We start from the raw sequence: 12,919 nt of genomic DNA, 5'->3' as shown, positions 1-12,919 counted from the left end.
CGCTCTGCAGCATGCAGACCGCCGGGAGATCAGCATGGCCGCGAACGCACGAGTGAAGGGGACCGTCGAATACCGCGCGGGCGACGGCCCGCTGATCGCGATCCCGGAAGGGCCGCTGGAGGTCCAGGTGGGCGCCGACAGCGCGGTGCTGAGCTGGGGCGATGCGGGCAATCCCCAGATCACCGCGATCCCGATCGAAGAGTACGAGCGCTACGTCGAGCAGGGCCTCATCGAACTGCAGCCGGCCTGAGCGAAGGGCCCACGGCGGCTTCAGCCCGACCGCGGCGGCTCGAGCGGCAGCACGCGATCGAGCAGCGACTGCAGCTGCTCCAGCGCCACCGGCTTGGTCAGGTGGGCGAAGAAGCCCGCGTCATAGCTGGTCTCGCGGTCGCTTTCCTGGCCGTAGCCGGTGACCGCGATCAGCGTCGGCTGCTGGTGCACCTCGATCCGCACCCGCTTGGCGACTTCGATGCCGCTCAGGCCCGGCAGGCCGATGTCGAGCAGGACCACGTCCGGCGACTGCGCCTTGATCGCGTCCAGACCGGCCACGCCGTCGTAAGCAACCGTCGCCTCGTAGCCGAGGGCTTCGAGCAGGAGTTGCATCGTCTCGGCCGAATCGCGGTTGTCGTCGACGACGAGGATGCGCCGCCCGCGCGCGTCGTCGTCGTGCCTCTCGATCGCGGTCGCAGGCGCCGGCGTCAGCGGCAATTGCACCAGGAATTCCGCGCCCTCGCCCTTCTTGCCGCTGCTGAACGCACTCACCGTGCCGCCCTGCAGGGTGACGAGCTGCTGCACGAGGCTCAGGCCCAGGCCGAGTCCGCCCTGGCTGCGCGCAACGTCCTGCTGGCCCTGCGCGAAGAGGTCGAAGACGCGCTTGAGGTCGGGTATCGGAATGCCGGGCCCGTCATCGCTCACGATGATCTCGGCCAGCGTGCCGTTGATGGCGAGCCGAAGGTCGATATGGCCTCCGGGCGGCGTGAACTTCGCGGCGTTGCTCAGGAGGTTCGAGATGATCTGCACGATGCGCGCCAGGTCGCCGATGACCCACGGGTCCGTGCCGGTCTCGACGTGCAGCGTCTGCGACCGGGCGCTGAACATCGGCTGGATCGACTCCACCGCCTGGTTCGCCGCGTCGCGCAGGCGCACCGGCTTGGCCTCCAGGTGGATCTTGCCGCTGGTGATGCGGCTCACGTCGAGCAGGTCGTCCACCAGCCGGGTGAGCTGCCTGAGCTGGCGCACCACGGTGTCGCGCACCTTCTCGACGATCCGCGTGTCCGACGCGCCGCGGTCGAGCAGCGCCATCGCGTTCGAGATCGGCGCCAGCGGATTGCGCAACTCGTGGCCCAGCATCGCGAGGAAGGTGGCCACGCGGCGCCCCTCATCCTCCAGGCTGCTCACGCGGCGGCGCTCGGTCAGGTCGCGCGTGACCTTGGCGAACCCGCGATGGCGCCCCGAGGCGTCGTACAGCGCGGTGATCACGACGCTGGCCCAGAAGCGGCTGCCGTCCTTGCGCACGCGCCAGCCTTCGTCCTCCATGCGCCCGTCGCGCAGCGCGAGCCGCAGTTCCTGCTCGGGCCAGCCCCGGGCCGCGACTTCCGGCGGGTAGAACACCGAGAAGTGCTTGCCGATGATCTCGGACGCCTCGTAGCCCTTATTCTTCTGCGCGCCGAGGTTCCAGCTCACGATGTGGCCCGAGGGGTCGAGCATGAAGATCGCATAGTCCTTCACGCCTTCCACCAGCAGCCGGAAGCGCTCTTCGCTCGATCGCAGGAGTTCGTCCTGCCGCCGGCGCTCGCTGATGTCGCGCGTGATCTTCGCGAAGCCCCGCAGTGCGCCCTGCTCGTCCATCACGCGCGTGATGACGATGCTGGCCCAGAAGCGGGTGCCGTCCTTGCGCACGCGCCATCCCTCGTCCTCGAAGCGGCCGCTGGCCAGTGCCTGTTCCAGCTCGTGCTCGGGCCACTTGCGCGCCAGCAGTTCCGGCGGATAGAAGATGCTGAAGTGCCGGCCCAGCACCTCCTCGCGTTCGAAGCCCTCGAGGATGCGCGCGCCCTCGTTCCAGGTCTGGATGAAGCCGTGGGGGTCGAGCAGAAAGATCGCGTAGTCCGAGACCGCCTCGACCATCAGGCGAAAGTCGGCGTCGCTGATCTGCATCGACGGGCGGAGGCTCGGCGGTGGTGCTTTGGGGTCTTTCATCGGGCGTTGGACATCCGGCGGCATTTTGCAGCCGTTGGCCGACAGCCCACGTCGGCGGACGCCGCTTTTCGCCGTGGCGGCAAGGAAGCAATTTGGATATCGACAGGCGCATTCCTTCGTGGGCGCCACGCGGCCGGAGGGAAAGAATCTGCAGCCTGATTCACCTCACGTTTTCCCTTATGACGCAACGACTTTCCCTGCCGCGCCGGCGCTTTCTTCAAGGCGCGGCGGCCATCGCCCTCCCCCTCGGTGCCGCCGGCGCGTGGAGTCAGGCCGCGGCGCGCGAACTGCGCATCGGCAACCAGAAGGGTTACCTGAGCCTGCTCAAGGGACGCGCCACGCTCGAAAAGCGGCTGGCGCCGCTCGGCGTATCGGTGAAGTGGACCGAGTTCACCGCCGGACCCGTGCAGCTCGAGGCGCTGAACGTGGGCTCCATCGACTTCGGCGACGTCGGCGAAGCGCCCCCGATCTTCGCGCAGGCCGCCGGCGCGCAACTGGCCTACGTCGCGGCCACGGTGCCGCGCCCGGGGTCCGAAGGCGTGCTGGTGCCCAAGGGCTCGGCCATCAGGACGGTCGCCGACCTCAAGGGCACGAAGGTCGCCCTCAACAAGGGCAGCAACGTCCACTACTTCCTGGTCAAGCTGCTGCAGAAGCACGGTCTGCAGTACGGCGACGTCAACGTCGTCTTCCTGCCGCCGGCCGATGCGCGCGCCGCCTTCGAGAAGGGCTCGATCGACGCCTGGGTGATCTGGGACCCCTTCTTCGCCGCCGCGCAAAGAACGCTCGACGCCACGCTGCTGGCCGATGCGGCAGGCGTGGTGGGCAACCGCGCCTACTACTTCTCGTCGCTCGACTACGCGGCGAAGAACGGCGACATCATCAAGGTCGTGATCGAGGAGCTAGACAAGATCGACCAGTGGGGCCAAGCCAACAGGAACGCCCTGGCCGGCGAGCTGGCGCAGATCTGGGGCATCCCCAAGCCGGTGGTCGAGACGGTGGTGGAACGCTCGGCCCTCGGCACCGGGCCGATCACCAAGGCGATCCTCGGCGAACAGCAGCAGATCGCCGACACCTTCTTCGAACTCAAGCTGATCCCGAAGCGGATCAATGTGCTGGAGGCGGCCGCCCCCGGTCTCGCCTGATGGCGGTCGGCGCGCTCGGCGTGCCCTCGGATGCGCCCCGCCTGAGGCGCAACCAAATGCGTAAATTTGTAAGCGATCGGAGGACCCGATCGTTTGGCGTCCGCCTACGAATCACCGGGTGCGCCCGGCCTCCAATGCAGCTTCCCTCCGGCAGGAGGCCGGCACGGCGGTCGTGACCGGCTTGTCGGGCCAAGGAACGAACATGGGTGACGCCACAGGTCCAAGTGCCCCGAAGAATGAGCCAGCTGCCACCGAGCCCTCGCGCCGCAGCTTCATTCGAAACGCGATCCTCTACGCGATGTTCGCCGGCACCGGGGTGAGCATGTATGCCTGCGGAGGTGGAGGAGGTGGCGGGGGCGGCGCCGTCTTCGGCACGGGCTCCGGCGGCAGCGCCAGCTCTCCGCCGGAGACGACGCCGATCTTTGCTCAAGGGGTCGGCAGCGGCGATCCCCTGTCCGACCGGGTCATTCTCTGGACCCGCATCACACTCGCCAGCCCCGGCGCGGTCAACCTGAGGTGGGAGGTCGCGAGCGATCCCAACTTCGGCGCGATCGTCGCGCGTGGAACGATGGGCACCGGGCCGGAGCAGGACTACACCGTCAAGGTGGACGCCACGGGACTGCAGCCCGCGAGCGTCTACTACTATCGCTTCTATCTCGGCTCCGAGCCCTCGCCCGCGGGGCGCACCAAGACACTGCCGACCGGCAATGTGTCGCAGGTCCGGCTTGCCGTGATCTCGTGCTCGAACTTCCCTGCGGGGTATTTCAATGTCTGTGCCGAGATCGCCAAGCGGACCGACATCGATGCCGTGCTGCATCTGGGCGACTACATCTACGAGTACGGACCGCTGGGATACGCGTCGCAGCTTGCGATCGCGATCGACCGCGAGTCGACGCCGTCGCACGAGATCCTGTCGCTCGACGACTATCGGCAGCGCCACCGCCAGAACCGCACGGACCCGGACCTCATCGCGATGCACGCAAAGATGCCCGTGATCGCGGTGTGGGACGACCACGATGTCGCGGACAACGCGTGGTCCGGTGGCGCGCGCAATCACGACCCTGCGACCGAGGGAAGTTTTGCTGCGCGTCGCGCAGCGGCGACGCAGGCATTTCGCGAATGGCTGCCCCTGCGCATGCCGGATCCGGCGAACACGCAGAAGATCTATCGCTCGTTCGACTTCGGCACGCTCGCCTCGCTGCACATGCTCGATACCCGTCTGATCGGCCGCGACGAGCAGGTCAGCCTCGACACCTACCTCGCAGGCGGTGCCTCCGACCCATCGCGCCAGTTGCTGGGCGCCGAGCAGTCCGCCTGGCTCTCGGCGCAGATGGCGGCATCGACCGCGACTTGGCAGTTGCTCGGCTCGCAGGTGCTGATGGCGCGCATGGAAATTCCGCTGAGTGTGGCGAGCGCATTCAATGCGCAGACCCTCGGCGAGTTCCTGCTGGCCCAGTCGACCCCGGAGCCCCTGCGCAGTGACGAGCAGCGTGCCTTGCTCGCGCAGCGGCGTGTCCCCTACAACCTGGATGCGTGGGATGGCTATCCGGCCGCGCGCGAGAGCGTGCTGGCCGCCGCACGTTCGATGGGCAAGAACCTCGTCTCGCTCGCCGGCGACACGCACAACGCGTGGGCGAGCAACCTGACCGACGCCAGCGGCCAGCGCGTGGGCGTGGAGTTCGGGACCGCCTCGATCTCGTCGCCCGGCTTCGAGCGCCTGCTGCCGCTCATCAGCAACACCGTGCTGTCGGATGCGTTTCCGAAGATGGTGAAAGACCTGCGCTATGCCGAGACGAGCAAGCGCGGCTACATCGCCATCACGCTGACGCCCGCAGAAGTCCGCGCCGATTTCACCGAGATCAGCACCGTGCTGAGCCGCGACTACACCGCACGGCTCGCCAAGAGCCTTCACGCCCTACCGGGAGCGACCGCCCTCGAAGTGCTGCCGGCCTGAGCCCGTGCGTTTGCGCGACGGCGCCCGGCGCAACGTTGAGCCGCGCACTACCAGTTCCGGCGCCGGGCCGGCCACCCTGCGACGCGAAGTGGTGCCGGGCAGGTGATCGAACAACCGGTCGATCGCCAGATGGGCCACCTCGTCGAGGTGCAGGTTGATGGCAGTGAGCGGCGGCTCGCAGGTGCGAGCGCGTATGCCGTCGTAGCGCGTGGCGATCATCACTTCGTCGGGTACGTGACGGCCCGCCTGCGCAAGGAAGCGCCCGGCATGATCGATGCGCATCACCACCTCACCCAGTCCTTCGGCAAGTCACTGGCCTACGGCGAGCCTTCGGAGATCTTCCGGCGCGTGTGGGTGCCGCTCGAATCGAGCCTGAACGACGAGTTCGTCTACCCGTTGCGGTGATGCGTTCCACCCTGGCGGTGTGCTTCCTGGTGGGCCAGTTGATGTCGCTGGTCTTCCTGCTCGTCGCCGGGCAGGTGCGCCGGCCGCAGTTGGTGGCGGCCGCCGAACTGCTTCCGTCGCTGGGGGTGGGGCGCTACTCAGTCACCTCGTGCACCACCGCATCAATGAACGTTTCATGCGTACCTTCGTACAGCTCTTCGCGGTCGCATCGGGGGCAGTGCTGCTGGCCCGGGCATTCTGAACAGGACGATCGAGGCGCCCTGCCGCCTCCACTGAGCCACCCGTTGCTATTGCTGAATCTTTCCATCGCTGCTGATGATCGACAGCTCGACGTATTTCGAGCCGGCCCTCGCGCCGGGTCTGAACCCGACGGCATAACCTCCGAGGTCGTAGTCGTTCATGGCGTTCAGTGTCGCAGTCATTGCTTCGCGGGTAGGCGTGCGTCCCTGCCGCCGCGCGGCCTCGATGATCACGCGGCCCGCGATGTAGCCCTCCATCATCATGTAGCTGACCGGCACGTCGAGCTTTTGTGCCCTGGCGGCCTCCGCGAACTCCCGGGTGAGCCGGCTGCTGCTCTTGTACGGGTTGGGCGTGACCTGCGAGATGACGACGCCCTTCATCTGTTCCTCGCCGAGCCGCTGGGACAACTGCTCGATGTCTGCGCCCGAGTACGCGAACAGTTGCGCCGCGCCGCCCTCCATGCGGTAGCGCTCGATGAAGGCCGCCGTGACCGCTCCGTTGGCCACCATGATGATGGCCTGGGGCGGCGCCTTGAGAAACGCCGACACCAAGGACGCGGTGCTCTTGCTGTCCGGCGCATAGGCGGCGCGAATGACGAAGGCGGCCTTCGCCCGTCCGGCCGCCTCGTCGGCCGCCGCGACCACCGCTTCGGCCCCGGCCTCATGGAGCAGGCCCAGACGGGTGATGCCCATGGTCGCCAGGTGCTCGGTGAGCTTGGCCAGTTCGTCGCGCACGTCGGCCCGCACGTTGAAGAGCAGGGGATGCGAGGGCGGAATCCCGGTCGTGCGATAGCCCACGAGCGCCAGCCGCTGCTGGTCCAGGATGCCGGAGGCCAGCAGCGCCGCCAGATTGCGGCTGCCGAAGTAGCCGGCCAGCACGAGTGGGCGTTGTTCCGCGACCAGCTTGCGCGTCTGCTCGACGGTGGACGCGGGCTCGTTGTGATCGTCGGCGCGCACGAGCGTGAAGGTGTTGCCGTTCACGCCGCCTTGCTTGTTCACACTGTCGAAAGCGAGTCGCAGGCCGGCCGCGTAGCTCATCCCCTGCTTGGCCTCCAACCCCGTGAGCGGCGCCACCTGGCCGACCACGATGTCCGCGGCGACTGCGCTCGTCATCATCGCGCTTGTAATGGCGGCCCCAAGAATCCAGCGGGCCAGGCTGCGTGCATTCATCAGTGTCTCCGAAAGATTTCCAAGCATTCGGCCCCCGCTCGCCGTAGGCCTGATGGATACAACTGTATCTATATGTAAATTCACTGTGAAGACACTTTCCCAGGAAATGCAGCGGTCTCACTCGTCGCGGTTACAGTGCGTGGCGCAGGTGGATCCACCCTTGTGGCCCTGTTGACTGCCGGAGGATGTCAATGCTCAAGCCCGGTTCGAGGCGCTACGCTGCCGCCGTCATTGCTCTCGTTGCGCTTGTCGCCGCACTGTTGGCCTACATCGCCTACCAGCAGCGGTGGACGTTCATTCCCCAGCAGCGCCTGTACGTCCACGCGCCCGATGCGGCCGGAATTGCCGAGGGCATGCGGGTGACAACGCGTGGGGTCGTCATCGGCAGCGTTCGCAGGATCGAGTTGTCGACGGCGCAGTCCGCGGACCAAGGCGCCAGGATCGAACTGGGCATCGATCACGGCTATATGGCGGGCCTGCCGAAAGGAACGCACGCACGGCTGGTCCAGGACACCACGATCGGCCAGCCGACGATCGACCTCGTGCCACCGCGCGGCGGCGCGCAGCCGCTCGATCCCGGCGAGGTGCTGGCTTTCGAGCGCAACAAGGATGGCGGCCAGTTCCTGCAGGAGATGCAGGCGGCATGGATGCCCGTGATCGCGGATGCGCGCAAACTGACCGAGAGCCTGACGGACCCGGATGGGGCCTTCCAGCAGACCCTCAAGGCAGGTCAGGACGTCGTGTCGAAGATGCCAGCGATCGCCGAAAAGACCGGCGAGGTGATCGATCAGACCAGGCAGACCGTCAAGACCATCGAGAGCGGTGCCGTGGCGACGATGCAAAGGGCCGGCCGCACCATCGAAGTCGTGGAGCAGGCAGCGCCGGCGGTGATCGACAAGGTGCAGCAGGCCGCGGCAACCTCGCAGAAAGCCAGCGCCGATCTCCAGGCCATGGTGGCGCAGGCTTCCGACAAGCTGCCGGGCGTGCTCGACCAGGTGCAGGCCGCCGCGACGCAGACGAACCAGATGGTGAGCAGTGCGCGTCAGACCTGGCCGATCAGCATGTTGACGGGCACGCCCACCACGCCGCAGTCATTGCCGATCGACAGCATCGGCGGCCTGCCGCTTCCTGGAGAAGCGCCATGAACCGCGCGCGCCGATTGATCGCCTGCGTGCTGTGCGTGGCAGGAGCGGTCCTGCTTGGGGCGTGCTCGACGCCGCCCGCACGCTCGGCGGCGCAGATCCAGGCCCAGGGCCTCGGCACGCAGGGGATGGATCGCGTCAAGGGCGGCGACCTGCCCCGCGCGCTGGTGTTCTTCCAGCAAGGCCTCGTGGTCGCGCAGTCGATCGAGGACGATGACGCCATCGCAGCCGCGCGGCTGAACCTGGCCACGGTCTATGTCGGTCTGGGTCGCCAGGACGAGGCGCTCAAGCAACTGGATATGGTGCTGGACGAACCACGACTCGCGTTCAGCGCGGACCGGCGTGCCGAAGCCGCATTGAGGCGCGCGATGGCCGTGCAGGCGAGCGATCCTGCCAGCGCCCAACAATCGCTCGATCGGGCTGGGGCCCTCTGCGGCAGCGGTTGCAGCGTGAAGGGAAAGATCCTCAATCTGAAGGCCTACGTGGCATTGCACGCCGGCCGTGCCGAGGAGGGATTGCGATTGGCGCAACAGGCCCACAGCGCGCTGCCAAAGGACGATGCACTGGAACGGGCGAACGCACTGCGTCTGCAGTCGAGCGCCTACATCGCCTTGAAGACGCCGGCCGCTGCAGCACCTCTGCTTCAGGAAGCGTTGAAGCTGGACAAGGCCGCGGGCGCGAGCGAGAAGATCTATCAGGATCTGCTGCTGCTCGGGCATGCGTCCACGGACAAGCCGGAACTCGCCAGAGACTATTGGGCCAGGGCCCACGACGTGGCGGTCGCGGCGAAAAATGACGCGGGTGCCGCGCGTACGGCGAGATTGTTGGCGGCGGCCGCGCCATAGCGGTCGCAAGCCTTCCGCCCTGCTCGTTCATCGTGACAGCAATCGACGCAGGCGGCTGGGCAGGCTTCGCCGGGCTGCTTCCGGTGCGGACGCTTCGCAGTCGCGGTAGATCTCCCGCTCCAGTTCGAGACACTGGCCGAGCGCCGCGAGATTGAGTTCGTTGTACGCCCACACCCCATGGACCACGAAGTTGCCAGGCGTTGCTGAATCCGGCTGTGGGCTGATCGTGACACGGTGCGTTCCGATGCGTTGCAGCAGTGCGGCGCGGGCAGAGGCGATCTTCAAGCCGTCCTCGTAGGATGCGACGTCGCTGCGCAAGGAGAAGCTCACGGTCTGAACGGCGAGGAAGCGCTCCGAAATGAAAGAGATGACCTCGAGGAGCACCAAGGGGTCGATGTTCCGCGTTCCGGCCTTGAGGAATCTCGTGGCAATGAACCGGGCAATATGAACGTTCGTTCCAGCTCGGGTCACGTGAATGGGGTCAAAAGTTCCCAGTTGAATGCTTCGGTCGTAGACGTATATCGGTTCGCCGAGGACATAGGGGGCAAGATCCGGCCCGCTGATACGCAGTTCTTTGAATGTCATTGTTGTTTCGAGGCGACGTTCATGCCCGGCCGCACCTGGCACCCACGCTGCGCAACATCAGCGCTTCTGGCCGACCCGAGGGGCGTCCCCATCGATGTCGATCAACAGGCCGGGGACCGTCAGGAGGCGCAGCGCGTCGATCTGGCTGTATTCCTGGTCGTTGGCAAGAAAGCGCATTTCGCATTCGCCGATCCTGATGCTGTCGCCGTTCGCCAGAACCAGCGTTTCGACCTTGACGCCGTTCACGAACGTGCCGTTGCGGCTGCCCAGATCCTTCAGGGTGACGAACGCCGGACCCACCATGATGGACGCATGCACGCGGCTCACCTGGTTGACGTCGATCACGATGTCGTTGGTCGAGGCGCGACCGATCTTCGTTTCATGTGGCCCCAGCAAGACCTGCCGGGTCTTCCCGGGGTGCTCCATCAAGATGAGCTTTGGCATGTTTCTCCCTTTTGCGCATGCGACTCCTGCATGCACTGTGGCCGTGCGCTTGTTGGGCGTCTACTGCCCAAAGGGGAAGTTGCAGCCGCCTGCCGGAGATGGCTGTCAGGTCGAACGGCGGACATGCCGCCAGGCTGCACGTCGAGCGCTGCCCCTAAGGGAAGGCGGGCGCGTCGGCGGGAATGACTCCGGCCTCCTGGGTCAGTCGCGAGAGCGTCGCGACCGACCGCACCCCCAATTTCGTCATGATCGCCCTGCGGTGCAACTTCACGGTGCGCTCCGAGATGCCGAGGTCGCCAGCCATCTGCTTGTTGAGACGCCCGCGCAGGAGATGAGAGAGCACTTCGACCTCTCGGGCCGAAAGCGCGTCGAAGCGCTCGCGCAGCGAACGTCGCCGGGCCTGCGCCTCTCGCTCCTGCGCGTTGCGCACCAGGGCGCGGCGGACCGCGTTGAGCAGCTGTTCCAGGGGCGCGCGCTTTTCCAGGAAATCCTCCGCACCCCCGCGCATCGCGCGCACGGTCGAGGCGATGTCGCCGTGGCCGCTCAGGAAAAGAAGCGGCAGCGGATTGGATGTCCGGGCCAGCGCCGTCTGTAGATCGAGTCCGTTCAATCCGGGCATCTGCAGATCAGCCACCACGCAGCCCGGCGCGTCGGCGACGGAATGCGCGAGGAATTCGCTCGCGGACAGGAAGGTCTGCACCGTGAATCCGCTGGCCCGCAGCAGTCGCGACGTGGCCGTGAGGAACGAGACGTCGTCGTCGACAAGATAGACGGTAGGTGGGGCTGCGTTCATGCCGCGGCCAACTCCGTAGCCACCTCTGGGGCAACAGGCAGCGTGAAGCGAAGCCTCGCCCCGCCATCGTCGAGATTCTCCGCCCACAGCCGACCGCCGTGCGTCTCCACGAGGGTGCGCGAGATCGACAGGCCCATGCCCATCCCGGTCGCCTTGGTGGTGAAGAATGAACTGAAGACCTGCTCGAGCCGGTCGGGCGGGATGCCGACGCCGTTGTCGGCCACGGCAATCTCCACCGCCCGCGCCCCGTCGAGAACAGCGGTCACGGCAATGCGGCGGACCTTCCTGCCCGCCTCTTCGATCGAGTCCATGCCATTGGAGATCAGGTTGAGCAAGACCTGCTGCAGGTGCACGCGGTCGCCAAGCACCGGCGGAACGTCGTCCGCGATCTCCAGCACCAGACTCACCTGCCGCGCTGCGGCGTCGGGACGCGAGAGCGCCGCGACATCGCCGAGGAGTTCGCCCACGTGAAGCGGCTGCATGTCGATCTCGCGCCGCCGGAGCAGCGCGCGCATACGGTCGATGACCGCGCCGGCACGCTGGTCGTCGCTGAGGATGTCGTCGACGATCGCGCGAATCTCGTCGAGATCCGGCGAGCGGGTCTCCAGAATGATCGACGCCGCCTCCGCGTTGCGCTGGATCGCACCGAGCGGCTGGCTGATTTCATGCGCCAGGGCCGAGGCGAACTGGCCCATGACCGAGACCCGCCCCGCGTGGACGATCTCGTGCCGCAGCTGCAGCATTTCCCGCTCGGCCTGCTTGCGCGCGGTGCAGTCGGTGCAGGCGCCTCGCATGCGGATGGGCCGGCGACTGGTGTCGAGGTCGACCCGGCCTTGCGCTGCAATCCAGCGGATACGGCCATCCGCCAGCACCAGACGGAATTCCGACGTGTACTCGCCACCGTCTGCGACCGCCTTCGCCAGCGCCTGCCGGACCACGTCGCGATCATCGGGATGCAGTTTCAGCAGCATCCGCTCCAGATCCACCGCTTGCGTGAGTGCAAAGCCGAACAGCTCGCGCCACTTGGCGCTGGCCCAGAAGTCGTTCCGCGCGAAGTCCCGGACCCAGATCCCGACGTCCGCAGCCTCGGCGGCCAGGTTCATTCGCTGTTCGCCTTCGCGCAACGCGTGGACGAGCTGCGATGCGCGAAGTACCTCTCGACTCACCTCGTACCCGATCAGGACGATGATCCCGGGGTAGACCAGCTTGAGCGTGGTGGGCGCCTTGATGACACCCCAGAACAGCAGCGCGGACTGCCCCGCGGCAACGAGCAGCAGAAAGGCAAGGATGCCACCGACCCTGAGCGCCGTGCGCCTGTTGCCGCGACGCCAGGCGGTGATGCTGGCATCGGCCACGTAGATCAGAATCAGCAGCACACCCAGTTGCCCGACCAGCATCCATGGATTCGGTACGCCCACGGGAACGGAAACGAGCTCGCCGAGGAACGCAACGCGACGCAGGTCCGTGATCTCGTTGTAGTTGAGATTCTGTCCCGTCGTGAAGTCGAGCAGGAGCGCGATCGTGCGCAGCCCGATGGCGCTCCACGCGAGCCACAGGCGACCCGCCTTCAGGTACACACGCACGAAGGCGACGAGCGCCACGAGCAAGAACCATATCGGCACATGGACCCACTTCAGCGCGGCGGCGAACTCTTCGGGCGTTTGCGCTTGAATCATCCGCAAGTCGCAGAACACGAAGCCCGTGGTCGCCACGGCCATGAGCGCAAAGAAGAGGTAGGGCCTGGCCGTGCGATCTCTGATCCAGACCGGCAGGAGCACCCCGGCGAGCGTGAGACACGCCGCGGCGACCATGGACCAGATGACGGTGATCCAACTCACGACCACTCGCGGCCGGGCAAGCGGATCCGGTCGGCGGGATTCTCCGGACGCCGCACGGACGGGCCGATCCGGGCTGTGCCGGCAGAGGTATGCAAATGGCGATTAACAGGAATGTGCATCTCTTCGAAGTTGCGCCGACGCGCCGGGCGGGAAATCACTCAGCCGG

13 protein-coding genes are annotated in these 12,919 nt (G+C 66.7%); 6 read left to right on the top strand and 7 right to left on the bottom strand.

Going from position 1 to position 12,919, the window contains the following annotated elements:
- Window positions 1–34: 34 nt before the first annotated feature.
- Window positions 35–250: a hypothetical protein gene (locus WKW77_RS06675; protein ID WP_340356055.1), complete on the top strand. Its 216-nt coding sequence runs from the start codon at window positions 35–37 to the stop codon at window positions 248–250.
- Between the two features lie 20 nt (window positions 251–270).
- Here the strand turns inward: WKW77_RS06675 and WKW77_RS06670 are convergent, their stop codons facing one another.
- Window positions 271–2,196, bottom strand: a complete 1,926-nt coding sequence (locus tag WKW77_RS06670; RefSeq protein ID WP_340356054.1) for a PAS domain-containing hybrid sensor histidine kinase/response regulator — start codon at window positions 2,194–2,196, stop codon at window positions 271–273.
- A 179-nt stretch (window positions 2,197–2,375) separates the two neighbouring features.
- Here WKW77_RS06670 and WKW77_RS06665 point away from each other — a divergent pair, with 179 nt between their 5' ends.
- Window positions 2,376–3,338, top strand: coding sequence for a sulfonate ABC transporter substrate-binding protein (locus WKW77_RS06665; protein ID WP_340356053.1), 963 nt, complete (start codon window positions 2,376–2,378; stop codon window positions 3,336–3,338).
- Window positions 3,339–3,540: 202 nt separating this feature from the next.
- A complete protein-coding gene (locus tag WKW77_RS06660) occupies window positions 3,541–5,292 on the top strand; it encodes an alkaline phosphatase D family protein (RefSeq protein WP_340356052.1) in 1,752 nt (583 codons plus the stop codon).
- On the opposite strand, the gene WKW77_RS06655 is transcribed toward WKW77_RS06660, so the two are convergent.
- Window positions 5,254–5,511: a substrate-binding domain-containing protein gene (locus WKW77_RS06655; RefSeq protein WP_340356051.1), complete on the bottom strand. Its 258-nt coding sequence runs from the start codon at window positions 5,509–5,511 to the stop codon at window positions 5,254–5,256. The genes WKW77_RS06660 and WKW77_RS06655 overlap by 39 nt on opposite strands.
- Here WKW77_RS06655 and WKW77_RS06650 point away from each other — a divergent pair.
- Window positions 5,395–5,697, top strand: a complete 303-nt coding sequence (locus WKW77_RS06650; RefSeq protein ID WP_340356208.1) for a hypothetical protein — start codon at window positions 5,395–5,397, stop codon at window positions 5,695–5,697. The two genes, WKW77_RS06655 and WKW77_RS06650, sit on opposite strands and share 117 nt — an antisense overlap.
- 287 nt (window positions 5,698–5,984) lie before the next feature.
- On the opposite strand, the gene WKW77_RS06645 is transcribed toward WKW77_RS06650, so the two are convergent.
- A complete protein-coding gene (locus WKW77_RS06645; protein WP_340356050.1) occupies window positions 5,985–7,106 on the bottom strand; it encodes an ABC transporter substrate-binding protein in 1,122 nt (373 codons plus the stop codon).
- 191 nt (window positions 7,107–7,297) lie between these two features.
- Here WKW77_RS06645 and WKW77_RS06640 point away from each other — a divergent pair, with 191 nt between their 5' ends.
- Together WKW77_RS06640 and WKW77_RS06635 are read left to right on the top strand one after the other, a co-directional pair.
- The gene (locus tag WKW77_RS06640; RefSeq protein WP_340356049.1) at window positions 7,298–8,251 is read left to right on the top strand and encodes an MlaD family protein; all 954 of its coding nucleotides are present in this window, start codon (window positions 7,298–7,300) and stop codon (window positions 8,249–8,251) included.
- Window positions 8,248–9,093 (top strand): hypothetical protein, encoded by an 846-nt coding sequence (locus WKW77_RS06635; protein WP_340356048.1) that lies wholly within the window; start codon window positions 8,248–8,250, stop codon window positions 9,091–9,093. The genes WKW77_RS06640 and WKW77_RS06635 overlap by 4 nt, the downstream gene beginning before the upstream one ends.
- Before the next feature lie 27 nt (window positions 9,094–9,120).
- Here the strand turns inward: WKW77_RS06635 and WKW77_RS06630 are convergent, their stop codons facing one another.
- From WKW77_RS06630 to WKW77_RS06615, 4 genes are all read right to left on the bottom strand, one after another.
- Window positions 9,121–9,678, bottom strand: a complete 558-nt coding sequence (locus tag WKW77_RS06630; protein ID WP_340356047.1) for a hypothetical protein — start codon at window positions 9,676–9,678, stop codon at window positions 9,121–9,123.
- Between the two features lie 57 nt (window positions 9,679–9,735).
- Window positions 9,736–10,122 carry an FHA domain-containing protein gene (locus WKW77_RS06625; RefSeq protein WP_340356046.1) on the bottom strand — a complete coding sequence of 129 codons (387 nt, stop codon included), beginning with the start codon at window positions 10,120–10,122 and terminating at the stop codon, window positions 9,736–9,738.
- 154 nt (window positions 10,123–10,276) lie between these two features.
- Window positions 10,277–10,915 carry a response regulator transcription factor gene (locus WKW77_RS06620; RefSeq protein WP_340356045.1) on the bottom strand — a complete coding sequence of 213 codons (639 nt, stop codon included), beginning with the start codon at window positions 10,913–10,915 and terminating at the stop codon, window positions 10,277–10,279.
- Complete coding sequence (locus WKW77_RS06615; RefSeq protein ID WP_340356044.1) at window positions 10,912–12,753, bottom strand: ATP-binding protein; 1,842 nt, start codon at window positions 12,751–12,753, stop codon at window positions 10,912–10,914. The genes WKW77_RS06620 and WKW77_RS06615 overlap by 4 nt, the downstream gene beginning before the upstream one ends.
- Between the last annotated feature and the right edge of the window lie 166 nt (window positions 12,754–12,919).

Origin of the sequence: Variovorax ureilyticus (assembly GCF_037889935.1) — a bacterium.
GTDB classification, from domain to species: domain Bacteria; phylum Pseudomonadota; class Gammaproteobacteria; order Burkholderiales; family Burkholderiaceae_C; genus Variovorax; species Variovorax ureilyticus.
This window is presented reverse-complemented; position numbering and strand designations above follow the sequence as displayed.